The sequence below is a fragment of the Pseudoalteromonas sp. TB25 genome (assembly GCF_000497995.1).
In the GTDB taxonomy this organism is placed as follows: Bacteria; Pseudomonadota; Gammaproteobacteria; order Enterobacterales; family Alteromonadaceae; genus Pseudoalteromonas; species Pseudoalteromonas distincta.
In genome coordinates, this window is record NZ_AUTI01000334.1 from 1 (window position 1) to 24,322 (window position 24,322).

At 38.9% G+C, this 24,322-nt stretch carries 19 protein-coding genes and 1 tRNA gene; 13 read left to right on the forward strand and 7 right to left on the reverse strand.

Features of this window, described 5'->3' with window-relative positions; genetic code table 11:
• The 9 genes from L652_RS0113130 to L652_RS0113170 all read left to right on the forward strand — a co-directional run.
• Nucleotides 1–865, forward strand: an 865-nt coding sequence (locus tag L652_RS0113130) for an N-acetylmuramoyl-L-alanine amidase (RefSeq protein ID WP_024603498.1), incomplete at its 5' end; no start/stop codon positions are given.
• A gap of 36 nt (nucleotides 866–901) precedes the next feature.
• On the forward strand, nucleotides 902–2,749 hold the full coding sequence (gene mutL, locus L652_RS0113135; RefSeq protein ID WP_024597270.1) for a DNA mismatch repair endonuclease MutL: 1,848 nt from the start codon (nucleotides 902–904) through the stop codon (nucleotides 2,747–2,749).
• A 10-nt stretch (nucleotides 2,750–2,759) separates the two neighbouring features.
• Nucleotides 2,760–3,677, forward strand: a complete 918-nt coding sequence (gene miaA / locus L652_RS0113140) for a tRNA (adenosine(37)-N6)-dimethylallyltransferase MiaA (protein ID WP_024597269.1) — start codon at nucleotides 2,760–2,762, stop codon at nucleotides 3,675–3,677.
• 78 nt (nucleotides 3,678–3,755) lie between these two features.
• Entirely contained in the window at nucleotides 3,756–4,019 is a 264-nt protein-coding gene (gene hfq / locus L652_RS0113145; protein WP_024597268.1) for an RNA chaperone Hfq, read from the forward strand.
• A gap of 15 nt (nucleotides 4,020–4,034) precedes the next feature.
• The gene (gene hflX / locus L652_RS0113150) at nucleotides 4,035–5,324 is read left to right on the forward strand and encodes a ribosome rescue GTPase HflX (RefSeq protein ID WP_024597267.1); all 1,290 of its coding nucleotides are present in this window, start codon (nucleotides 4,035–4,037) and stop codon (nucleotides 5,322–5,324) included.
• Between the two features lie 100 nt (nucleotides 5,325–5,424).
• On the forward strand, nucleotides 5,425–6,594 hold the full coding sequence (gene hflK / locus L652_RS0113155; protein ID WP_002957881.1) for an FtsH protease activity modulator HflK: 1,170 nt from the start codon (nucleotides 5,425–5,427) through the stop codon (nucleotides 6,592–6,594).
• Between the two features lie 5 nt (nucleotides 6,595–6,599).
• The gene (hflC, locus tag L652_RS0113160; protein ID WP_002957880.1) at nucleotides 6,600–7,478 is read left to right on the forward strand and encodes a protease modulator HflC; all 879 of its coding nucleotides are present in this window, start codon (nucleotides 6,600–6,602) and stop codon (nucleotides 7,476–7,478) included.
• Nucleotides 7,479–7,692: 214 nt separating this feature from the next.
• The gene (locus L652_RS0113165) at nucleotides 7,693–9,006 is read left to right on the forward strand and encodes an adenylosuccinate synthase (protein ID WP_024597266.1); all 1,314 of its coding nucleotides are present in this window, start codon (nucleotides 7,693–7,695) and stop codon (nucleotides 9,004–9,006) included.
• Nucleotides 9,007–9,117: 111 nt separating this feature from the next.
• Nucleotides 9,118–9,756: an SEL1-like repeat protein gene (locus L652_RS0113170; RefSeq protein WP_024597265.1), complete on the forward strand. Its 639-nt coding sequence runs from the start codon at nucleotides 9,118–9,120 to the stop codon at nucleotides 9,754–9,756.
• Between the two features lie 69 nt (nucleotides 9,757–9,825).
• On the opposite strand, the gene L652_RS0113175 is transcribed toward L652_RS0113170, so the two are convergent.
• On the reverse strand, nucleotides 9,826–11,673 hold the full coding sequence (locus L652_RS0113175; protein ID WP_002957877.1) for a sodium:proton antiporter: 1,848 nt from the start codon (nucleotides 11,671–11,673) through the stop codon (nucleotides 9,826–9,828).
• 869 nt (nucleotides 11,674–12,542) lie between these two features.
• On the opposite strand from L652_RS0113175, the gene proB reads away from it, so the two are divergent.
• Entirely contained in the window at nucleotides 12,543–13,649 is a 1,107-nt protein-coding gene (gene proB, locus L652_RS0113180; protein ID WP_002957876.1) for a glutamate 5-kinase, read from the forward strand.
• Nucleotides 13,646–14,893: a glutamate-5-semialdehyde dehydrogenase gene (locus L652_RS0113185; protein ID WP_024597264.1), complete on the forward strand. Its 1,248-nt coding sequence runs from the start codon at nucleotides 13,646–13,648 to the stop codon at nucleotides 14,891–14,893. The genes proB and L652_RS0113185 overlap by 4 nt, the downstream gene beginning before the upstream one ends.
• 72 nt (nucleotides 14,894–14,965) lie before the next feature.
• Here L652_RS0113185 and L652_RS0113190 read toward each other — a convergent pair whose 3' ends face one another.
• From L652_RS0113190 to L652_RS0113205, 5 genes are all read right to left on the reverse strand, one after another.
• Nucleotides 14,966–17,173, reverse strand: a complete 2,208-nt coding sequence (locus L652_RS0113190; RefSeq protein WP_024597263.1) for an EAL domain-containing protein — start codon at nucleotides 17,171–17,173, stop codon at nucleotides 14,966–14,968.
• 59 nt (nucleotides 17,174–17,232) lie between these two features.
• Nucleotides 17,233–17,940: an Hpt domain-containing protein gene (locus L652_RS1000000125470; RefSeq protein ID WP_253951855.1), complete on the reverse strand. Its 708-nt coding sequence runs from the start codon at nucleotides 17,938–17,940 to the stop codon at nucleotides 17,233–17,235.
• On the reverse strand, nucleotides 17,909–20,377 hold the full coding sequence (locus tag L652_RS01000000123795; protein ID WP_253951856.1) for an ATP-binding protein: 2,469 nt from the start codon (nucleotides 20,375–20,377) through the stop codon (nucleotides 17,909–17,911). The genes L652_RS1000000125470 and L652_RS01000000123795 overlap by 32 nt, the downstream gene beginning before the upstream one ends.
• Nucleotides 20,378–20,454: 77 nt before the next feature.
• Nucleotides 20,455–21,717 carry an extracellular solute-binding protein gene (locus L652_RS0113200; protein WP_024603499.1) on the reverse strand — a complete coding sequence of 421 codons (1,263 nt, stop codon included), beginning with the start codon at nucleotides 21,715–21,717 and terminating at the stop codon, nucleotides 20,455–20,457.
• A gap of 179 nt (nucleotides 21,718–21,896) precedes the next feature.
• Nucleotides 21,897–21,972: transfer RNA gene (locus L652_RS0113205), tRNA-Ala, on the reverse strand.
• Nucleotides 21,973–22,138: 166 nt separating this feature from the next.
• Between L652_RS0113205 and L652_RS0113210 the strand changes: the two genes are divergently transcribed.
• Both L652_RS0113210 and L652_RS0113215 read left to right on the forward strand, forming a co-directional pair.
• On the forward strand, nucleotides 22,139–22,534 hold the full coding sequence (locus L652_RS0113210; protein WP_024595811.1) for a hypothetical protein: 396 nt from the start codon (nucleotides 22,139–22,141) through the stop codon (nucleotides 22,532–22,534).
• A 1-nt stretch (nucleotide 22,535) separates the two neighbouring features.
• Nucleotides 22,536–23,036 carry a prolyl-tRNA synthetase associated domain-containing protein gene (locus L652_RS0113215; RefSeq protein WP_024595812.1) on the forward strand — a complete coding sequence of 167 codons (501 nt, stop codon included), beginning with the start codon at nucleotides 22,536–22,538 and terminating at the stop codon, nucleotides 23,034–23,036.
• On the opposite strand, the gene L652_RS0113220 is transcribed toward L652_RS0113215, so the two are convergent.
• Entirely contained in the window at nucleotides 23,003–24,148 is a 1,146-nt protein-coding gene (locus L652_RS0113220) for an MFS transporter (protein ID WP_024603500.1), read from the reverse strand. The genes L652_RS0113215 and L652_RS0113220 overlap by 34 nt on opposite strands.
• Nucleotides 24,149–24,322 lie beyond the last annotated feature (174 nt).

Consider the following 24,322-nt stretch of genomic DNA (forward strand, 5'->3'; position numbering starts at 1 on the left):
TGCAATTGATGCGGGTCATGGCGGCGAAGATCCAGGTTCAATTGGTCCCTCTGGCACGTACGAAAAAACAGTAACACTGCAAATTGCAAAACGTTTAGAGCGCATGATTGATGGCGAACGTGGGATGATTTCGCGCATGGTACGAAGCGGTGACTACTTTGTAAAACTTAATACGCGCACCAATCGTGCTCGTGAAAAAAAGGCCGACTTTTTTGTCTCTATTCATGCTGATGCATTTACGAGCCCGGGACCAAATGGTGCCTCTGTTTGGGTGTTGTCGTTAAGGCGTGCTAATTCAGAGATAGGTAAATGGATAGAAGATAAAGAAAAGCACTCTGAGCTTTTAGGTGGCGCTGCGGATGTAATGAAAGATGCCGCTAACGAAAAATACTTAGCGCAAGCATTACTTGATATGTCGATGGATCACTCTATGAAAACCGGCTTAAACGTAGCTGACGAAGTGGTTAAAGAGCTACGTAAAGTTGCTAAGTTGCATAAGAAAGATCCCCAACATGCGAGTCTTGCTGTACTTAAATCACCAGATATCCCATCAATTTTAGTAGAAACAGGGTTTATATCTAACCCACGAGAAGAAAAGCTGCTTAAAAGTGCTAACCATCAAGAGCGTTTGGCTAAAGCTATATTTACTTCAATTAAAAATTACTATTTAAAAAATCCACCTGATGACTCTTTATTTGCTAAATTAAAGTCGCAATATCCAACAAAGCACAAGGTACGCCCGGGTGAATCTTTAAGTATGTTGGCGAGTCGCTATGGCATTACAGTCACTGAATTAAAACAAGTTAATAAGCTTAGCTCTAATACTTTGTTTATTGGGCAAGAGCTCGATATACCACAAAGTTAGTCATTATTATTAGCGCAATGCTTGCTAGGAAATCTCATGAATATTGAAATATTACCCGCGCGTTTAGCTAACCAAATTGCCGCAGGCGAAGTGGTTGAGCGCCCAGCGTCGGTAGTAAAAGAGCTAGTCGAAAACAGTTTAGATGCTGGCGCTACACGTATTCAGATAGATATAGAGCGTGGCGGTCATAAGCTTATTCGTATACGTGATAACGGTTCAGGGATAAGTAAAGATGAGCTAACGCTCGCGCTTTCTCGTCACGCTACGAGTAAATTAAAATCTCTAGATGACCTTGAAAATATTTGTTCACTTGGTTTTAGGGGAGAAGCGCTTGCGTCAATTAGCTCTGTATCGCGTTTAACGCTGAGCTCAAAACCAAAAGATCAAGAAGCTGCTTGGCAAGCATTTGCAGAAGGTCGCGATATGGCCGTGCAAGTAAAGCCAGTAGCGCACCCTGATGGCACAACCATTGAAGTAAAAGATTTATTTTTTAACACCCCAGCTCGTCGTAAATTCTTGCGTACCGAAAAAACGGAATTTAGCCATATTGATGAGTTGATAAAGCGTATTGCGCTTAGTCGCTTTGATGTCTCTATTACACTAACTCACAACGAAAAAGTAGTAAGGCAGTATCGTGCGAAGACAGAACCCTCTCAGGCTATTACACGTGTAGCGCAAGTTGCAGGTAAGGCTTTTGCTGAGCAAGGTTTGCATATTCAATCAGGAGAGGGTGGCTTACAGCTGCATGGTTGGGTGCTACCTGTAGGTTCAGCTAATACGACTCAGTATACTTATGTTAATAATCGTATGATGCGCGATAAACTTATTCTGCATGCTATACGCCAGGCATTTGAAGAAGTAAGCGGAACACAAGAATTACCCGGTTTTGTCATTTATATTGATATAGACCCTCGGCAGGTTGATGTAAATGTTCATCCAGCTAAGCATGAAGTCCGTTTTCATCAAGGGCGCTTAATTCATGACTTTATATTACAGGCTATTAAGCAAGTGGTAGTGCCGCTGCAAGGTGAGTTTACGAATGAACCGCTTAGCTCTGAGGTGGAATCTGCGCCTGTGTTTATGGGGTCAGCGCATAGTAGTTCTAATGATATAAAAGCGGATGGAGTATTTGATTACCCTAAATCGCAATTACAGCCCTCTTACTCTGGAAGTGCAGGTAGTTCAGCATCAGGTACTAGAAGTGTTGGCGGTGGCGGGGCATACCGTGATACACCAAGTACGAGCCATCATGATGTAAACGCGTTTTATCAAGGTGTGAGTGAGCAACACGCTGCGCATTTTGATAATGTAGCAAACATACCCGTAGCACAACACCAGTTAGAGTCTGCGCATAATGTTTTAAAGACAGTTTCAATCATCAGTGTTAATGAAGGTGCGTGTGTATTTAGTGTTGAGCAGCAATTGTATTGCTCACATTTCAAATATGCATTGGTAGATGATTGGCATAATCAAATTAAAGAGTTCGGAAGTTTAGAAGGGAAAGCCCTTTTGTTACCAGTGCGAGTAAACTTAGAAAAAGAAGATTGCTTACTTATAGAATCCCAGCAATCGTGGTTTACCTTACTTGGTTTTGAACTTGTAATAGAAAAACAATTTGTAATGGTTAAAAAATTGCCAGCGTGTTTATATTTACTTGATGTAAGTGCAGCGGTAGGTGAGCTACTTGATGCGTGTAAAGCAAAACTTGAAAATATAGAGAATTGGTTAGAATGGCAAATGAAATGCGTGCCGACCCGATTTTATTTAAGCAATATATTTTTAGCGCAACAAATGCGCTTACAAAATAATCCACAAACTATTGAACGCTTGCGTAAAAAAGCAGTTAAAATAGAGCTAAATCACTATTTAACGCAATTAGATTAAGGTATCAGTGTTGAGTAATTTACCAGTTATATTTTTAATGGGTCCAACTGCAGCAGGTAAAACAGCATTGGCAATCTCGCTGTGCGAGCATTTAAATACAGAAATAATCAGCGTAGATTCAGCGCTAGTGTATAAAGGTATGGACATTGGTACAGCAAAACCTGATGCGGAAGAATTAGCCAAAGCTCCGCATCATTTAATTGATCTACTTGACCCGAGTGAAACGTATTCAGTTGCAGATTTTAGGCGCGATGCAGTGCAAAAAATTGACGAATTTCACAGACAAGGTAAAGTGCCTGTATTGGTTGGAGGTACAATGCTGTACTTCAAATCTTTAATTGATGGTTTATCGCCTTTACCTGAAGCAGATACAGAGATAAGAACAGAGTTAGAAGCGCAAGCGAAAGAATTTGGCTGGCCTCATTTATATAAAGAATTAGTTAAAGTTGACCCAAAAGCAGCCGAAAAAATAAGTGAAAATGATTCACAAAGAATTAATCGAGCTTTAGAGGTTTACAGGTTAACTGGTAAGACCATGACTGAGTTGCAAATGCAAAAACAGCCGGCTTTACCTTATACTTTTCATCAATTTGCGATTGCACCGCAAGAACGCAGTGAATTACACCGCCGAATTGAAGAAAGGTTTAAAATAATGATTGATCAGGGGTTTGAAAATGAAGTTTCGACCCTATATCTACGTAAGGATTTACACCCCAATATGCCTTCTATTCGTTGTGTTGGTTATAGACAAATGTGGGATTACCTTGCGGGTGAAACAAACCATGATGAAATGGTTTTTCGTGGCATCGCAGCAACACGTCAGCTGGCAAAACGGCAGTTAACGTGGCTTCGTAGTTGGCCTGATGTTACTTGGTTAACAACAGGCGACGAAGAAAACTTGCATCGTGTAGTAAGTTCGCTAAGCTAGTAGTAGTTGAATATTGTTTTTTATCAAATAAGTTCAGCCACTTAATTATAATAACACCTAGAACGAAGGAACAATAACATGGCAAAAGGCCAATCGTTACAAGACCCATTTTTGAATGCACTACGACGTGAGCGCATTCCAGTATCAATCTTTTTGGTAAATGGCATAAAATTACAAGGCAAAATTCAGTCATTTGACCAATTTGTTATTTTACTAGAGAACACCGTAAATCAAATGGTTTATAAGCATGCAATTTCTACAGTTGTCCCTGCTCGCGCAGTTAACTTCCAAGCAGTTCAAGGGAGTGAAGACACTGAAGAGGCAGAAGCTGGAAACTTTTAATTAGGAGCATAATGTTTGTTTGACCGCTATGAATCCGGCGAACAGGCAATTTTAGTTCATATCGACTTGCCTAAAGAAGGAGATCGTGAAGATCTTCACGAATTAGAAATGTTGGTATCTTCTGCTGGTGTTAGTAGTTTGGCGGTTGTGCAAGGCAGCCGTCAAGCACCACATCCGAAACTATTCGTCGGTACCGGTAAAGCAGAGGAAATAGCTGAGATTGTCAAAATCCACAAAGCAGATGTCGTAATTTTTAATCATCAACTTAGGCCATCACAAGAGCGTAATTTAGAGCGCGTTTGTCAATGTCGTGTGCTTGATAGAACGACGCTAATTCTTGATATTTTTGCCCAGCGCGCACGTACCCACGAGGGTAAGCTGCAAGTTGAATTGGCTCAACTTCGCCATATGTCGACTCGATTAATTCGAGGCTGGACTCACCTTGAACGTCAAAAAGGCGGGATTGGTTTACGTGGTCCTGGTGAAACTCAACTTGAAACTGACAGAAGATTACTTCGTGCCCGTATTCAAAATATTCGTGCACGTTTAGCTAAAGTTGCAGTGCAACGTGAACAAGGTAGGCGAGCTCGTACTCGCAACGAAATACCTACAGTTTCATTAGTTGGTTATACCAATGCGGGTAAATCTACATTATTTAATCGAATTACAAATTCAGATGTATACGCGGCCGATCAGTTGTTTGCCACGCTTGATCCGACTCTACGTAAGCTTGAGTTAGGTGATGTTGGCCCTGTTATCTTAGCTGATACAGTGGGCTTTATTCGTCACCTACCACATGACTTAGTTGCTGCTTTTAAAGCAACGCTTACTGAAACTCGCGAAGCTGATTTGCAGTTACATGTAATTGATGCCGCAGACTCACGTCTGCAAGAAAATATTGAACAAGTACAATCGGTGCTTAAAGAAATTGAGGCCGATGAAGTACCACAGCTATTAATTTATAATAAAATTGATGCGCTGGATAACGTAAGCCCACGTATTGATCGAGATGACGAAGGTCAACCTATAAGAGTATGGCTTAGCGCTCAGACTGGTGAAGGGTGTGAATTACTTAGCGAGGCTATCAGTGAGTTACTAGCTAAGAAGATGTTTAACGAAACATTATTTCTTACGCCATTGTATGGTCGCTTAAGAGCTGCATTGTTCAGTTTAAATGCAGTGCATGAAGAGCAATTTGATGAGCAAGGTAATTGGCTGTTAGATGTTAGAATGCCAATGGTTGAGTGGAATCGTTTAATTAAAGAATTTGGTCCTGAAATTGCTGGTTTTATCAACCGTAATTAAAAATTGACGTTTTAATGTCGGTTTTTGTATGAGAAACGCGGTAGATTTGTTAGATTTAACACAATTTCCTAATTTATTTAGATAACAATGGAGTATAGCTATGGCCTGGAATGAACCGGGTAATAATGGCAATGACAAAGATCCGTGGAATAATAAAGGCGGACGTGATCAAGGCCCACCTGATTTAGACGAGGTGTTCCGCAAGTTTAGTAACAAGTTCAGCGGCTTATTTGGCGGGAAAAAATCCGGCAATGGTAGCGGCGGTGGACTTGGCGGAGCCGGTATTTCATTCATACTTATTATCGCCGTTATTGTATGGGCGTTAAGTGGTATTTATACGGTTAAAGAAGCCGAGCGTGGTGTGGTTCTACAATTTGGTAAATATGACCGAATTGCTGATCCTGGTTTGCGTTGGAAAATGACTTTCATCGAAACGGTAATCCCAGTAGATATTGAAGCTGTTCGTTCATTATCGGCTTCTGGTTTTATGCTTACTGAAGACGAAAACGTAGTGAGCGTTGAGTTTCAGGTGCAATACCGTGTTATTGACCCATACCTTTATGAATTTAGCGTAACTAACGCTGATAGTAGCTTAGAAGAAGCGCTAGACAGTGCCCTGCGTTATGTTGTGGGCCATGCAAAAATGGACCAAGTATTAACTAATGGCCGTGAGGTTGTTCGTCAAAATACATGGGATGAGCTTAATAAGATTATCGAACCATATAACTTAGGTTTAATTGTTACTGACGTGAACTTTAAAGACTCTCGTCCACCAACTGAAGTTAAAGATGCATTTGATGATGCAATTGCTGCACAAGAAGATGAAGAACGTTTCATCCGTGAAGCAGAAGCATATGCTCGTGAAATTGAACCGCGTGCTCGTGGTCAAGTAACGCGTATGACTCAAGAAGCGGAAGGTTATCAAGAGCGCATTACATTGGAAGCACAAGGTGAGGTAGCTCGCTTTGAAAAGCTTTTACCTGAATATCAAGCAGCTAAAGAAGTTACTCGTGAGCGCTTATACATTGATGCAATGGAAGAAGTGTTAGGGAGTAGTTCTAAAATATTGGTTGATGTTAAAGGCGGCAATAACATGATGTATTTACCTCTTGATAAAATTATGGACAAGCAAGGAACCGCAACACGAGTTGCACTTCCAAGTTCAAGTGATATTCAAGACTTACGTAATAAAGTTAATACGTCGCGCAATAGCTCCGTTAATAGTGGCAATGACCGCTTTAACAATGACCGCTTCAATGATGGGAGATAATCATAATGAAAAACTTTAGTTTAGTAATACTATTAGCTGCCATTGTTATGTCTTTCTCATCGGTATTTGTTGTACCTGAAGGGCAAAAAGCAATTGTAATGTTATTCAGTAAAGTACAAAAAGATAGCGACGACAAAGCGATTGTATATGGCCCAGGCCTACAATTTAAAGTACCATTTTTTAGCCAAGTACGTCGTATTGATGCACGTATTCAAACGCTAGATGGTGCGCCAGATCGCTTTGTTACTAGCGAGAAAAAAGACTTAATTGTTGATTCGTTTGTAAAATGGCGAGTTAATGACTTTAGTGCTTTTTACTTACGTGCTCGTGGCGATAAGCAATATGCTGAAACGCTACTTAAGCAAAAAGTAAACAATGGTCTTCGTACAAACTTTGGTACACGTACAATTCGCGAAATTGTATCAGGTGAGCGTAGCGAGTTGATGGAAGAAGCGTTAGTACAAGCTTCTGAAAGTGCACGTGAGCTAGGTATTGAAGTACTAGACGTACGTGTTAAGCAAATCAACTTACCACAAGAAGTGAGTAGCTCTATTTACCAACGTATGCGCGCTGAGCGTACTGCGGTTGCAAAAGAGCACCGTTCTGAAGGTCAGGAAAAAGCAGAGACTATTCGTGCGGGAGTTGACCGTCGAGTAACTGTAATGCTTGCTGATGCTGAGCGTAATGCACGTTCTGTACGTGGTCAAGGCGATGCTGATGCTGCAGGCATTTATGCTAATGCGTATAACAAAGACCCTGAGTTCTTTAGTTTTGTACGTTCACTTGAAGCTTACAAAAAGACTTTTAAAGATAAGCAAGATGTTATGGTGCTTTCACCAGATAGCGACTTCTTCCAATATATGAAAGGCGCTAAAGCTCAATAGACTTTACGTTAATTATTTAAAAGTTAAAAAGCCTCGCATTTGCGGGGCTTTTTGTTAAATACAAACTAGTGCGTTAAATCACTGTTATTTATGTGGTTATTGGTCAATATTTGGATGTAACAATTGCCCGCAGAAAAAATAAGCTGAACAGGGGTGATCTTTACTTTAGTTTTCTGGTAAAATCTCGTCCTAATTTTCTCTAAGTGAATTTACGATGGGTAAAAACGTTGTTGTATTAGGCACCCAATGGGGTGACGAAGGAAAGGGTAAGGTAGTTGATCTCCTTACAGACAAAGCATCTTTAGTAGTTCGTTATCAAGGTGGCCACAATGCGGGTCATACTTTAGTTATCGAAGGTGAAAAGACGGTTCTACACCTTATTCCATCGGGTGTATTACGTGACAATGTTAAATGTGTGATTGGTAATGGTGTAGTTTTATCACCAGAAGCGCTAATGAGAGAAATTGGCATGCTTGAAGAGCGCGGCGTACCAGTACGCGAGCGTCTTTTAATAAGTGAAGCATGTCCGCTAATCTTGCCTTTCCATGTTGCATTAGATGTAGCCCGCGAAACAGCTCGTGGCGATAAGCCTATTGGTACAACTGGCCGTGGAATCGGTCCTGCGTACGAAGATAAAGTAGCACGTCGTGGTTTACGCGTAGGCGATTTATTTAATCCTGAAGTATTTGCAGCTAAATTAAAAGAAGTGCTTGAGTACCACAACTTCACTTTAGTTAACTACTACAAAGTAGATGCTGTAGATTTCCAAAAAACGTTTGATGATGCAATGGCTGTTGCTGATATCTTAAAAGCAATGGTTGTAGATGTAACTGAGCTTTTAGATCAAACGCGTTTAGCAGGCGAAAACATTTTATTTGAAGGTGCACAAGGTACGTTACTTGATATAGATCACGGTACTTACCCTTATGTAACATCTTCAAACACTACCGCTGGTGGCGTTGCTACTGGTGCAGGTTTTGGTCCATTAAACCTTGATTACGTTTTAGGTATTATTAAAGCGTACACGACACGTGTTGGTTCAGGTCCTTTCCCTACAGAGCTTTACGACGGTCTTGATAAACAAGATCCAGTTGGTAAGCACCTAGGTGATAAAGGCCATGAGTTTGGCGCTACAACAGGTCGACTTCGTCGTACTGGTTGGTTAGATGCAGTGGCTATGCGCCGTGCAGTTCAAATCAACAGTATTTCAGGTTTTTGTTTAACTAAGCTTGATGTTTTAGATGGCTTAGAAACACTTAAAATCTGTACTGGTTACAAGCTTGAAGATGGCACAGTTACTAACGTAACACCATTAGCGGCTGAAGGTTACGATAAAGTAACACCAGTATACGAAGAAATGCCAGGTTGGTCAGAAAACACTGTTGGTGTAACTAGTCTTGACGGTTTACCAAAAGCTGCGATTGACTACATCAAACGTATTGAAGAAATTACGGGTGTTCCAATTGATATTATTTCTACAGGTCCTGACCGTGTAGAAACTATGGTGCTTCGCAATCCGTTTGCGTAATTACCATTAGATTAAAAAAAGCTGCTCCGTGCAGCTTTTTTTGTGTCTAAAATTCACCTTGGAACGATCTTTGTATATTATTTAATAAGTTTATTTATATAAGTGGTGAACATGCGTTTATTTAATCGTAATTGCGTACTAAGGCTTTCGTTAATACCGCTGTCTTTATTTATAGCAACCAACAGCTTAGCTACAGAAAGCCCTGCTGCTGTGCCGCTGTATACAGAATCAGAGCTAATTGCGTTAATAAATAAAAATACGCATTTAGCGCGCGTAAAGGCAGATGATTGCCAGTTGGTGCAAGATATAGAAGCACGAGCCAATAAAATGGCATTGCCGTCTTATCAATTTTTATACGGCGATATGCTGGCTTATAACGTGTGCGTTGATCGCAATGTAGAGTTAGGGGTGTATTACATGCGAAAAGCAGCTGAGCAAGGCTTAGCTGCAGCGCTAGAGCAATTGGGACGATACTACGACACTGGTCGCTTAGTTCAGCAAGATAAAGCAATGGCAATTACGTATTTGCGTGAAGCCTCGTCGCAAGGCAATTTAAAAGCACAACTACGTTTAGTTAAATTATTTAATGATGGCTATGGCAGCCCGCGTGATTTTGAAGATGCCTATCGTTGGCTATTTAATTCTATGGTGGCAGATAAAGCGACTCATAAAAAAATTGAGCGAGCGCTGACTAAGTTAGCGCAAAAAATGCCAGATAGTGTGGTTGCTCGAGCTCGCCTTCCTATTTAATGGCTTTTAAAAACAAAACCCTAACTTTTTAAGTTAGGGTTTTTTAGTTTTTACAGACCGTAAAAGTATTTAGCTGTCTTCTTTAGCCTTTGTTTGCGGGTCTTTTAAAACTGACATTTTAGGCGGCTGCAATGCAACAACGCGTTCGCCTTCTTGCGGCGGTTTTTCCATGTTGATTGTAAACGGTCTTAGCTTAATTGGTGTATCGTCATCACTGTCTTTATCACCTTTGAGAATAAATAAAGGGATAGCCTCAGGGTTCATTTCTAAGTATTGTTCCCAGCTAAACTCATCCGAGATACGTGTTGAACTAACCTTACCGCCTTTAGCTATAATACTGCTTAAACGTGCATACGAGCCTTCGTCTCCAAACAGTATTTGTCTAGATAAAAACGTTGCGCTGTCTTTATTTGCTTTTGCATGCGACGTTGATGAGCGTAGCGAAAATACATTTTTCTCATTAAGTAAATGCGAAAAGTATTGAACACCTAACGCATTATGATGACGATTTGGCGATAATGCTAATACACTACGAATCGTTGTTAGAGGTAAGTAGCGTTCAGCATGCTCTGATTGCGGGTTACCATAATAACAAGCTAAACCATCCATACGTGCCATTCTGCAGTTTTCCCATGCAGGATCTGACAGGTGAACCGGAATGTTTTGCTCTTGTAAGCCTCGGCCGATTGCACGCGATACATGGTTTGCACCAATAATTAATATTGTATTTGGCGATGGCTGGCGTACACCTAATAGCTTGGCGACAGGAATGGCGGTTAAGCTCTGTAGTACAACGGTAATTATAATTACTGTAAATATAAGAGGTACCATTTTTTCAGCATCCGCAACACCAGACTCCATCATGCTAAGCGCAAATACCGACCCAACGGCTGCGGCGACTATACCGCGTGGAGCTATCCAGGCAAGTACCAAACGAGACTTCATTGGTAAGTCAGTACCAAAGGTCGAAATAGCAATACACAGTGGCCGAGCAACAAAAAGCACGATAGCTAAAAATATAAATACATCGCTGTCGAGCATCATTAAATCAGAGAGCTGTAAGCGTGCTGCAAGTAAAATAAACAGCGTTGATATTAATATCATCGACAAGTCTTCTTTGAACTCAAGTACAGAATCTATTTCTAAATCGTCTTGGTTAGCAAGCCAAATACCAAATACAGTCACTGCTAATAGGCCTGATTCATGGCTTAAATAGTTTGATACAGAAAAACTAATGAGTACTAATGCCAATATACCAAACTTATGTAATTCAAATGGTAGCCACTCGCGGCGCATTAATAGTGTTGTTAACCAACCAGCAGCAACACCAATACTTAATCCAACACCTAGGGTTTTAACTAAAGCAATAATAGTGTGGCTAAATACTTCGCCTTGGCCTACCAGCATTACGGCTTCAAATACTAATACAGCGAATAATGCGCCGATCGGGTCTATTACAATACCTTCCCATCGAAGTATGCGGTCAATGTCTTGTGTTGGGCGCATTGAGTTTAATAGCGGTGCTATAACAGTAGGGCCTGTTACAACTAGCACTGCACCTAATACCGCAGCTACACGCCAATTAAGTTCAAGTAACCAATAGGCGCTGAGGCTAATAATAATACAGGTAGTAAGCATGCCGATGGAGCAAAGGTTTCTTACAACTTTTCCGATTCCTTTTAGCTCTCTGAAATGCAGAGTTAAGGATCCTTCAAATAAAATGATGGCAACACTTAGTGATACAACTGGAAACAGTAAATCACCTAACAATGCATCAGGGTCTAAAACACCACTAAATGGCCCAAGTAAAAGACCAGTAAGCAATAAGAAAAGAATAGCGGGCACTCTAAAAGCCCACGCGACCCATTGGGCAAGCACAGAGCAAAGTGCGATACCGGCTATGTAAATTGCTGACATAGATTAAGAATTCCTTATTTATGACGGTTTGTTTAGAAAGTATAACTTTTGTTAATTATTAATACAGGGGTATACACGGGAAATTCAAATATTACTAATCAATTTTAGCTGCTTATAGAAGATTAGTAGGCTTAAATTATTTTGCGCGTGTTAAGCCGCCTTATTTTAGGCTGTATTAATTGTTTAATTGGTTGAATTTTAATAACAATCTAACACCACAAACGAGGAGGAATTAGCTTCGCTCGAATTTTAACCTTGATTTTTAAGGGGTATTTAGTGTAATATGCTTCGTGTTCTAATAATTAGTTATCTAATGAAGTTTATTGGAAGTAAAAGTGGTTTGTTAATCTTAACGTCATTTTTAATCTTTATAATCATGCATTAGTGGTGTTACTAGTATTCGAACACTACATAATTTCATTTGCCGAACTCTTGGTATGGTTTTGCTAAACAAGTTTATTTAATTATTTAAGTAAATAAAGGTTTGAGTTGAACTATTACTTTCAATGTTTAACCCCCATCGTGGCGGTTAAATCTCGGTCCTTTGGTCTTCACCCTATCTGTTGGTGTATCAGACTTTAGAGGCTCTATGTATGTTGTTAATAAAAAAGCCACACACAGCTTTTTACAGCGATGCATAAACAACACTTTTAAATTTTTTGATTAGTGCTGCTCGATATTATTGGGTTGTTGCTACTTTATACTTAACCTTAAATCTAAGCTTATTGTTTTAGATATGGTTTTCGCGTGTGTGTAAAAAAGTGTTGCCTAAATGAAAGACAAATTCGAAGCTATGTTTTAAACCTAGCTACTTAGTTTTAGCTCGTCTAATTAAGGTGAGCGCAGATAAAATGGAAAGTTGAGCATTTATGCAAAAGTTAAATTGGCGACGTATCGTACTTAAAGTAGGTAGTGCATTAATTGCACCAGATCAAGATGGCTGCCGTTCGCGTTACATATTAACCATCGCACAGTTCATTGTTCGTTGTCGTGCCCGTGGAATCGAGGTGATTTTAGTATCATCGGGTTCTGTAGCTGCTGGCGCGCATTTATTCCCATCAGACAAACCACGCTCTGTGGTAATGAAAAAAGCAATGGCGGCAGCAGGTCAAACAGAAATGATTGCCATGTGGGACCGCTTTTTTGACTTTCCATCTGCGCAGCTATTATTAACGCATGGCGATTTACGTGACCGCGAGCGTTACCAGAGCATCCGTGAAACCGTGTTCACTTTACTTGAACATGGTGTACTTCCTATCATTAATGAAAATGATGCTGTAACTACCGACGACTTAAGAGTGGGTGATAACGATAACTTATCAGCAATGGTTGCAGCAGCTGCCGACGCCGATGCTTTATTAATATTCTCAGATGTTGACGGGCTATATGATAAAAACCCTAACTTGCATGATGATGCGGTGCTACTGCCTGAAATAAAATCAATTGATGAATCTATTTATGCTATGGCAGGATGTGCTACAAGTGCGGTTGGTACTGGTGGTATGAAAACTAAAATAGAAGCGGCAGAAAAAGCAACGTCACATGGTATAGCGACTTATATTATAAATGGCTTTAAAGAAGAAACATTTACAAAACTGCTAGCTGGAGAAAACCCAGGTAGTGTATTTTTACCGTACGAAAAACCGATGCAGGACTCTATTCATTGGATGACACATACAGCAAATGAGCAAGGTGAAGTTGTTGTTGATGGATCATTTGATGAATCTCTTGAAGGTGAAAGTGGATGTATTCGTGGTGACGAAATCATGGAAGTTCACGGTGAATTTGCCGTGGGTGATACCATTTTAGTACGTAGTGAAGACGGTACGCGTTTAGCTAAAGCGACCGCAAATTATAGTAGCTGTTTGTTAAACTTTATTGCAGACAACGAACAGAGTGAATTCAGCGAAAAAATGCAGGATTCAATTGGACCAGTTATATCTGAAAAACATATCGCATTATTGGAGAAGTCATGAGTTTAATTACGGACATTTCACGTCAGGCAGCTAAAGCTGCACATACACTTGCTTTACTCGATACCAAGACTAAAAACAAAGTACTAGTTGAAATGGCAGCGGCACTAAGAGAGCAAAAAGCATTTATAATAAAAGAAAATGAAAGTGATTTAAGCGCAGCACGCGACAATAACTTAGCTGCCTCAATGATCGACCGCTTAACGTTAAACGATGAGCGTATTGAAGCAATGGCTGAAGGAATTGAAGTAATCGTAAGCCTTGATGATCCTGTTGGTCAGCTGCGTGATATTACTGAGCGCCCAAATGGTATTAAAATTCGCAAAATGCGAGTACCTCTTGGCGTTGTGTGTATGATTTACGAAGCACGTCCGAATGTGACAGCAGACGCTGGTGCACTATGTTTTAAATCAGGTAATGGCGTAATTTTACGTGGCGGCAAAGAAGCACTTAGAAGTTCACAAGCTATCGCAAGTGTAATGCATAGCGTACTTGAGAAGCACAACTTACCGGTATCACTTATTTCAGTGATTCCAGATCCAGACCGTGCGCTGTTAATGGAACTGATGCAGCAACGCGAAAGCATTGATTTAATCATTCCACGCGGCGGCGAGGGTTTAATTAACTTTGTTACTGAAAACAGTACGATCCCAGTAATTCAGCATTACAAAGGCGTTTGTCATCTATATGTAGATAAAGATGCCGACCTAGAAATTGCGCTTAACTTACTGCTTAACGGTAAAACGCAGCGTACCGGTGTTTGTAATGCACTAGAAGGTTTAGTTGTGCATCAAGATGTGGCAGATGAGTTTTTAAATTTGTGTGCAGTTGTATTACGCCAAGAAGGTGTAAAAATAAATGCTGACAGCTTTGCAGTTAAATACTTTGATAACGCAACAGTCCTAGCTGATAACGAATTTGGTGAAGAATATCTAGACCTAGAAATCGCTATTCGCGTTGTACCAAACTTTACGGCAGCGGTTGAACACATTGCACAGTTTGGATCAAACCATACAGAAGTAATTTGTACTAAAAATGAAGCTGCTGCAGAGTTATTCCAACGTAGTGTTGATGCTTCTGTAGTAATGGTTAACGCATCGTCTCGTTTTTCTGATGGCTCACAATTGGGCCTAGGTGCAGAGATTGGAATAGCTACTTCCAAGCTACATGCATACGGTCCTATGGGCCTCGAGTCACTAACGACAGAAAAGTATTTAGTTAATGGAGTTGGCCAAGTTCGCGAGTAACCGCAAAAATTAAGTCCATAAAAAGCCGAGCATATTTATGCTCGGCTTTTTAGTTTATAAATCACGCTACAGTTACTTTAACTTTTTAAACCAATCACTTGCAGGTTCTGGTCTATGCAAATAATAGCCTTGCAGAATAACCTCAGGATACTCCTGTAGTAAATCAAAGTGGGACTGGTTCTCTACGCCTTCAGCAACTATCTCGAGTTCAAATAAACGACCTAAGCTTACAATCATATCAATAATTAGTTTATCGTTGTTATCGGTAGGAGCCTCTAAAACAAAAGAACGATCAATTTTAAGTTCTTGTATTGGTAATTTTTTTAGGTAGGTTAAGCTCGAATATCCAGTACCAAAGTCATCAATTGATACTCTAATACCTAGCTTCTTGAGAAAGTGAACAGCTTCAATAGCCGCTTCCATATGATTAAGTAACGTACCTTCAATTATCTCAATAGTGAGTTGTTGAGGATTAATGTTATGTTGCTTTATCTGTTGGCTAATAAAGTTTAAAAAACGCGCTTCATGAAAGTGCCTGCCACTTATATTAATTGATAAGTTTAACTCAGGGTGGGTTTTACTAAGTTGCGTTAGTATTTCAAGTGCATTTGAAGTTACCCAGCAATCTAAATCATAAATTATGTCTGACTCTTCGGCTATAGATATAAACTCACCAGGGCTAATAAAGCCTTTTTGAGGGTGCTCCCATCTTAATAAAACCTCAGCGCCCTTAAGAGTTTGGTTTCGATCAAATTGGGATTGTAAATATAGCGATAGCTCATTATTTAAAATAGCTTTACGTAAATCTTGTTCTATTTCAAAACGGCGTTTTGCTTGCTCGCCAAATGAAGTATCAAAAAAGGTAACTCTATTGCCGCCTTTCTCTTTTGCTTTGTAACAGGCCGCTTCACAGTTACGAATAGTCTCAATAGCACTTTCCCATTGATCTTCTCGTGGAAAAATATAGGTGCCTATACTTACTGTTAAGCTAACGTCTTGTTCGGCAACGACAAGTGGATGGTTTACACTTGCAAGTAGCTCTTGGGCTTTATTTTCAGCCATAGCTTGAGCTCTAGCTCTGCCCACACCTTTTTCAACTGTACATAGTACTGCAAATTCATCACTACCTAAGCGAGCAATAACATCTTTTTTACTCACGTGAGTATGGATTCGTTTAGTTAATTCTTTTAAAATATTATCGCCAGCGAGTAATCCTAATCCATCATTTATTGAGTGGAAGCTGTCTATGTCAATAATATAAATATAGGCATAACTATTTTCGGTACTGCAAACCTGAAGTTGCTGCTCTAACTGCTTTAAAAAACCATTTCGGTTGGGTAAACCTGTAAGTTCATCGTGCCATGTTAGGTAGTCAATTCTTTCTTGGGTTACTTTAACGCTCGAAATATCACTAAATACACCAATATAGTGCACGTTAGTATCTTGATCGCCTTTAACCAAACTGAGAGTTAGTAGCTCTGGATAAAGCTCGCCATTTTTTCGTCTAGTTACAAGTTCTCCACTCCAATAGCCTGCTTGATTCGCATGTTCCCATACTTGGTCAAAGCTAATGCTAGGATGGTTATTTTGTTTAATATCGTGCAACTGCATTTGTAGTGAGTCTGATTCACAGTAACCGGTTATACGGCAAAATGAAGGGTTTACGGCTATAATTTTGCCATTACTATCGGCAATAACAACACCATCAGCGGTTCCCGTTAGGGCTTGGTAAAATAACTTTTGTTTTGATGAGAGTTCTTTTAATTCTTCTTCTCGCTGGCTAAGCTCTTTCGCAAGAGACTCTATTTCAAGTAGCTTGTCGTGCAGGTCAAAGTTTTTTTCGATAAGCCTATCTAGCATGCCTTGAGCGGTAATATGAGTGCGTATACGTGCTCTAACTAGGGCTAGTTTATAAGGCTTGTGGATATAATCAATTGCGCCCATTGCAAAGCCTTTTTCTTCAGACTCTTCTTCTGTAAGCGCTGTTACAAATATGACAGGGATCCCTTTGGTATTTTGTTTCGCTTTGAGTATATTACATACTTCGTAGCCGTCCATGCCTGGCATCATTATGTCTAATAAAATCAAGTCAGGCCGAGTTGACTCAATAAAGATCAAAGCCTGCTCACCACTAGTAGAAATACGTACATCGTAGTCAGTTAAAAGTCCTTCTACTAATACGTGTAAATTACTAGGTTCGTCATCAACAATAAGAATTAAAGGTTTATGCTTTTGTTCTGTGGTTAATCCATTACTGTTTGCGAGGTAATTTGAATGCACTATCTGTCCTTCTCTGCGTTCTTTACAATATTAAATCTAGTTCAGGTTAGTGGTTATGCCTAATTTTTATTATCGTTTCTATACATATCAATAAGCTCAATTACTAACGCGTAGTTAAAATGATCAATTGCTTCTTTGAGCTTAAATAGGGAGTGGCCTCTCTCATATTGATTCATTTCTAGCTGTCTAACCAAACTGCTAGGTACGGGGCGAGCGGTTAATGCTAATGAGTATATATTATCGATAACCGAGTCTTCGTTTTCTAGTTCATGTTGCTGTATATGTTCTTTTTTAAAGCTGTCAGCTATCAAAAATTGTTTTACAGCAAAAAGTGTAAGTATTAATTGCTCATTAAAATGAGATAAATTAATAATTTTCTTATCTATTAAGCTTTTCTCAACACTTTGCGCGCTTTGTTGCAGCAGCTCCAAGCCTAATGTGCCGGCCAGTCCTTTGAGTGTATGTACTAGTCGAATTAAGCTTTCTAACTCTCTATTTTTGATTAACATATCAGCTTTAGTCGAAAAGTCATTGTAATCGTTGACAAACTGAGTAAATAATTTAGTTAACAATTCGTCATTGTTTTCTAGGTTTTCTTTTGCTAATGGCAGGTTTATAGTGCTCAGAGGTTCATTACTTTGCAGATGCTTTTCTATGCTTTCGTAAAGTGAATCAAAAATAATCGGTTTTACTAAAAAGTCATCCATACCGGCTCTAAATGCTGCTTTTTTATCATTAGGGTCTGCGGCTGNCTGCCGTAATAGCAATTATAGGAGTTTTGTAGCCTCGCTCTCTTAATATACTTGTTGCTTCTAGTCCGTCCATAACTGGCATTTGAACATCCATAAAAATAATATCGATGTCATTTGTCTCTATTTTATCTAATGCGTCACGTCCATTGTCAGCAATGTTCACGGTCATATCTAGTCTTGCTAAAAGGGCTGAGGCTATTTCTTGGTTAATTTTATTATCGTCAACAACTAATGCATTAAAACCCGAGAATTTAGGGTGAGGCTTTAATTGCTTTTCTTTAAAATTATTTGGTGAGAGTGCTCTTAAAATTTCTACTTCACTATTTTTATTACCAATATTTATAATGTCTATATTTTCATTTTTTGCAATTGGCTCAGGAGACTCTTCATCGGTAATTAATAAAATAAGTGTTAATTTTTCATTAGCGTTTTTATTTTGAGCGTACAGTTGTTGTAAAATAAAGTTATCGTTGAGCTCTTTTTTTTCTATCGACATTATTACAATACTAAATGGGCTACTAGGCTGAGACATTTTTGCAATGGCTCTTAATGGTTCTTGTGTTGTTTCTGTCGTTATATTTATATCACTTAGTAAGTCCATTAATTTTTTAATTTGCTCATTATCAGGGCTAATTAATAAGGCGTGTTTTTTAAGCTTTTGTTGCTCAGATAAAGTAAAGGGTAGAGTAAAGAAAAACTCGCTACCTTGATTAATCGTGCTCCTTACTTGTATATCTCCGCCCAGCAATTTAGCTAATTGTTTGCTTATAGTGAGTCCTAAACCGGTCCCACCATACTTTCTTGTTGTGCTTGAATCACCTTGCGAGAAAGACTGGAATATAATTTTTGATTGCTCTTCAGTCATCCCAATACCCGTGTCTTTTATACTAAAGCGAAGGTTTATTGTTTTTTCGTGTTGAGATGTCGCTTCTATAATTAATGATATTTCACCATGCTCAGTAAACTTAATTGCGTTACCTACACAGTTATTTATTATTTGGCTTAAGTGCATTGGGTCGCCAATAAGTTCAAGCCCTGCATCAACGTGTAAAGTAAAGTTTAATAACAAACCTTTTTGCTTGGCATTTGTTGAGAATAAATTTTGAACGTTAGAAACTATAGTATGTAAGGTAAAAGGGATTTGCTCTAACTGAACTTTTTCCGATTCTAGCTTAGAAAAATCCAGAATATTGTTTAAAATCTGCAATAAATTTTGAGCACTTGAAAAAGCTTTATCTGCGTAGTGTTTTTGCCTTGAGGGAAGCTCGCTGCTTTGTAAAAGTTGCAACATACCTAATATGCCATTCATTGGGGTGCGAAGTTCATGACTCATATTGGCTACAAAATCTATTTTTGTTTTATTGGCTTTATCGGTTTGCTCCATGGCACTCGTCAGGTCGGCATTCATTGCTTCCATTTGGGAATTTAATACGCGGGTTTCATTGAGTAGCTCTTTGGTTTGCTTATTTTTTAAATATAAAGCGTTAGCTGCTTTTATTACCGATGCTATTTCAGTTTGATTTTGGCTGTTATTTGAAATAGTTACTGGCTTTTCGCTATTCATATCTTTAAGTAATAAAGTGAGCTGAGTAATTGGTTTTATAACCGATCTAAAAATAAAATAGCTTAAAAATAAAATGATTAACATAATTAAAACGGCAAATATATTTGCCTGTTCTGTATTTTTTGTTAAGTGGCTACTTAGTAGCTCTTCTGTTTTGATTAGTTTATTTTTTTCTATGTTTTTAATTTCATTAGTTAAATACAGCAATTCGTTTTCTATGCCTGTAAGCACTACATTTACAGAAAAAGTGTAGCTACGGGTGAGTAATACAAGTTGGTTATAAGCTTGTTTTAAGCTTGTTGTTTTATTGGAGAGGGATTCATTTATTACAGAGGTGCTCGTTAGTTTTTTATGTAAGTGATTTAAGTTTTGTTTTACATTTTGTGCTTCATCAAAATTAGGTTTATAGAGGTAGCTTATAATTGCATGTTTTAAATTACTTATTGTGAGTAAAACATCGTTAAAAATAACTTTATTATCATTGTTTGAAGACCCTTCTAAATCACTAATTGTTACTTGTAAGTCATCAATAGGTTGTTTGAACTGAGTAATGTAAAGGTGTTCGCGTTTTTGTCTGTTTACGACAACTTGGCCAAATGTATCTTGGTAATTATTTAAATACTCGCCAAGGCGTATTAGTGAGTTTTGATACTCAGGGGTCTGGTTTTGAGTGTTTGTTTTTAGCTGCTCGAGATTTAGATTTGCCTTATTTAAGTAAAAATTAAATTTGGTAATCGTATTTTCATTTGCATTGTCAATAAATGAAACTGCATGCCCTTGCAGGGAAATAATATCGTTTTCTAAGTTAGTTACAGCTTCACTTTGAATAAGCGCGTTATGTTGCGATTTTTGCAAGTTAAGTAAAGACGTTTGCGAATAGTTAAACAAATAGCTCTGTAAAAGAAGTAATCCAATCAGCGAACACAGAGCTAATATTATTTTTGATTTAATTGAGTTTATTATCATTATCGGCTAATCAACTCATACCATTTTTGCAGGCTGTAGTCATAGGTTGGCATAACTGTATTCCACACTGCTACATTACTAAAGCGTTTATGGTAACTACCGCCATTACGTTGCCCACCTGCTTTTACAGCTACGTCGCCATTGGTATTTAATAAATCTATGTTTGTTGCTTTTCCACCGTACCAGTAATCCCATTCAGACTGAGATAGGAGTAGTTTAGAGCGTTGTGGGTTACTAATGTAATAACCTTGGCGAGCAATAAATGCACCAGGCCAGCCTGAAAGCCACCAATTCATATAATCGTACGCAGCATCTTTTGCGCTACTTTGTATTTGTGACGATAAACACATAACACCATGCCAGCCTCGGTAGCCTTCTTTTGGTGCGGCAAATCGTACATTAATATTTTGGCTGTTTAATGCAGACACGGCAGGCGAAAACATACTTTCTATATGGGCTCGTTTACTTTTCATAAATTCAATCGACTCAGGAACCGAGTTCCAATAGCCACTAAAGTGACCTTGGCGTTTAAAATCGAGTAATATACTAAACAATCTATCAAGTTCTGAGCGGGTCATTGCACCTATATTGTTAAATTTTATAAGTCCTTTACTTTGCGCTGCTAGGGCTAGGTCAAATAATCCAATGGTAGGCGCATTTACAATAGCTACTTTACCTCTGTTCTCGTCATCAAGCAGCCAACTCCAGCTTTCTGTTTCGTATGCTATACCGGGCTTAATAAAGTCGGTGTTGTAACCAAAAGAGTCAACATTATGCACATAAGGTAAAAAGCTAATATGATCGCTTTCTTGTGCGCTTAACGTGCCATCGGGTTGAACATTTAATAATTTATAGGGGGCATCACCTGCACCAATACTTGCAGTTTCGGTTAGTTTTCCCGTTTTAGTAAGTGGATTTATTTCGTTAAAGTAGGTGAGTCGTTTTTTTTCTATTGGCAGAATGGAACCTGCATCCCAAAGCACATTAATGCTGTTTGACCACTGTTCGTATAAATCAAAGGAGCTAGGGTCCATTGATGCCTTTTGCAAAACAGCAGCGCTGCCTGCGGGAGTAAATTCTATATTAATACCCAAGTCACTCATCGCTTGCTTGCGGATAGCCTCTTGGAGTGTTACATGCGTACCAAGCACTCTTAATGTGACTTTTTTTCGGGCAAAAACATAAGGCGCATGTGTTATTGCACCTGCTGTTAAACCTATTGCAGCTAGCTTTTTTAGCGTTGAACGCTTAGGTATGTCCATGTTAAGCCTAAAGTACTAATGTGTGACATTATGTATAGCTAAGAACTTGTAAAGACACAAGTTGAATGGATAAATTTAAAATTATATAGAATGAAAAATTAGAATATTAGGGTGTCAAAAAATAATAAAAACAATGGAAAAATAGAAGAGTAGAGCGAATTTGAAAAGGAGTAGGAAAGTGGTGGAGCTAAGCAGGATCGAACTGCTGACCTCCTGCGTGCAAGGCAGGCGCTCTCCCAGCTGAGCTATAGCCCCACATTCCTAAGTTACATATAATGTAACTGCTTGACTGCTGAGTTCCAAGCGGGACGAACTTTAAGTTTTTTTATAAATTTGGTCAAGTATTTTTTCGTAAATTTTCACTGTTTACGTCAATTTTTGTTAGACTCGGCTTAATTCAAAACTAAAACGATAAAAAACAATGAAAAAATGTGTTCTAGCGCTTATGGTTTTACTCGCTGGCTGTGCCTCAAATGATGAGCCGCCTTTTGAAATAAATAATAAACAGTTTCACGAAAAGCAAGATGATCAAGGCAATAAGCTTTTTGCTTATGTTGTTTCGGTAAAAGCTAAGCATCGTGAAAACTTTAACCTTGACCGTGGTTCTAATAAGAGCCCAAGTCGTGGTGAGGTTAAGCAGTATATAGAGAAAGAGCATTTTGAAGAATCGAGCATTCTGAAGTTACAGCTAGAAGACCAAGCAGTTGAATTATTAAATCAAGAGCTAAAAGATCGTAAGTATTGCGACAATAAGCATGAAGTTAATGATGTTTTATGGCGAGATTTGAGTGTACAACTAAGAGGGCGTTGTTTGTAATATGTTGGCGGATAAAACTAAGTTAGCAGAGCTTTTGGCGCACCTAGATATTAACTATGATGTAATAGAGCATCCGCCGCTGCATACTAGCTTAGCGGCAGATGAGTTTATGATTGAGCGCCCAGGTACTCGTCTTAAAAACCTATTTTTACGCGATAACGAAGGCAAGCGACACTTTTTAGTTATTACAGCGCACAATAAGCAACTCGACTTAAAGGCACTATCAAAGCAACAAGGGCTTTCACGCTTAGGGTTTGCATCGAGTGAGCGGCTAGCTAAATATTTAAAAGTGGCTCCTGGGTGTGTATCTATGTTGGCTCTTTTAAATGATAAGCAAAACGAAGTGAGCTTATGGGTTGAGCAAGATATTTGGCACGGTGATTTGTTTCATTGTCATCCGTTTGAAAACACCCAAACATGGTTGCTTAGTAAAGCTGATTTAGAAACATTTTTTAATTACACAAAGCATCAACCGCGCGTTGTATTTTTACCCTCAAAATAAGCCCACATAATTAACGATAAACCACATAAGCAAACCGCAAGCAGCGTAAACATAAACGCTGTTTGCCCATGATGTTGGTATACCACACCGGGTAATAACGACCCCAATGCGCCACCACTGTAATAAAACGATACATATCCNTTGGTTACACTTGGTGGGGCTTTACTTATTTTATTAACGAGCGGTGCGGCAGTTGAATGAATCACAAACATAGCACCACAAAACAAAGTAAATGCGATTAAAAATAAGCTAAGCTGATGGCTCATTAATAAAATAATACTCACACTATAAAAACTAAATACCGCAGTTAATAAATGCCAAGGCGAAGGGACTTTTTTAAGTAACCAAGGTGCAGCAATAGAGGCGAGGGCACCAATTAAATAACCACTGTAAACTAAACCTATGTCACGAGTATTGGTAATTAAAAACGTGTTTTGTAATATAAACGGTAAGTAATTAAGCAGTGCAGCGAAGCAAAAAAACATACAAAAAACGGCGCCGTAAACTTTAAGTACAGCGCCTTCTTTAAGTTGTTTAATGTAATCGAGTGGGGAGAGCTGCGACTGTTTAGCTGGGTTTGTAAAGCGGGAATGCTTAACTGTCAAAGCTAAGCAAAGAAGCATAAAAGCAATTACGTAATAAAAGCTCTGCCAATTCCATAAGTCGCTAAACAAAGCGGCAAGCACACGTCCAAAGTAACCACCAACTATACTGCTACCAATATATAGGGTCATATTTTTTTGAAGTGTATCAGCGCTATAACTCATGCCTATATAGCTAGTCATTGCTGTTAAAGCTGCGGGGAGCGTTAAACCCTGTAAAAATCTGACTAATAATAAAAGCTCAAAGCTAGGTACATAAATAAAAAGTAAGCAGCTAAGGCCTAAAAGCACCATTGCAATACGTAATATAAGTAGTGGATTTATTTTTGCTAAAAATAAACCATAAACGAGCGGGGCAATGGCTAAGGGCAGCATAGTTGCAGTCATTAAGCTGCCAGCTACCGCAGGTGCTACATTAAATTCGCTCGCAAAAAGGCTAAGTAGGGGTTGCGGTGCATAAAGCACAAAAAATATAAATACCGAGCAAACGAGTAGATGAGGTAAACGCATTATATGGCTTGTGCATTTGCTGATTGGTTGTCTGGTATTGTATTAAAAATTGGTTTTAATTCATAATTAAAACCATAGTCATTGCGCTATATCATGGTTTGTTTTAACTAGTTTGCTAGATTAATGTCGATAGCGCTGTTATTTGAACTCGTTGGTGATTAAAATAGCGATAAT

What these genes read in the sequence shown, in the direction of transcription:
- mutL (WP_024597270.1), top strand. Translation starts at nt 902, where the DNA reads ATGAATATTGAAATATTACCCGCGCGTTTAGCTAACCAAATTGCCGCA.
- hfq (WP_024597268.1), top strand. Translation starts at nt 3,756, where the DNA reads ATGGCAAAAGGCCAATCGTTACAAGACCCATTTTTGAATGCACTACGA.
- hflK (WP_002957881.1), top strand. Translation starts at nt 5,425, where the DNA reads ATGGCCTGGAATGAACCGGGTAATAATGGCAATGACAAAGATCCGTGG.
- hflC (WP_002957880.1), top strand. Translation starts at nt 6,600, where the DNA reads ATGAAAAACTTTAGTTTAGTAATACTATTAGCTGCCATTGTTATGTCT.
- L652_RS0113165 (WP_024597266.1), top strand. Translation starts at nt 7,693, where the DNA reads ATGGGTAAAAACGTTGTTGTATTAGGCACCCAATGGGGTGACGAAGGA.
- L652_RS0113170 (WP_024597265.1), top strand. Translation starts at nt 9,118, where the DNA reads ATGCGTTTATTTAATCGTAATTGCGTACTAAGGCTTTCGTTAATACCG.
- L652_RS0113175 (WP_002957877.1), bottom strand. Translation starts at nt 11,673, where the DNA reads ATGTCAGCAATTTACATAGCCGGTATCGCACTTTGCTCTGTGCTTGCC.
- proB (WP_002957876.1), top strand. Translation starts at nt 12,543, where the DNA reads ATGCAAAAGTTAAATTGGCGACGTATCGTACTTAAAGTAGGTAGTGCA.
- L652_RS0113185 (WP_024597264.1), top strand. Translation starts at nt 13,646, where the DNA reads ATGAGTTTAATTACGGACATTTCACGTCAGGCAGCTAAAGCTGCACAT.
- L652_RS0113200 (WP_024603499.1), bottom strand. Translation starts at nt 21,717, where the DNA reads ATGGACATACCTAAGCGTTCAACGCTAAAAAAGCTAGCTGCAATAGGT.
- L652_RS0113210 (WP_024595811.1), top strand. Translation starts at nt 22,139, where the DNA reads ATGAAAAAATGTGTTCTAGCGCTTATGGTTTTACTCGCTGGCTGTGCC.
- L652_RS0113215 (WP_024595812.1), top strand. Translation starts at nt 22,536, where the DNA reads ATGTTGGCGGATAAAACTAAGTTAGCAGAGCTTTTGGCGCACCTAGAT.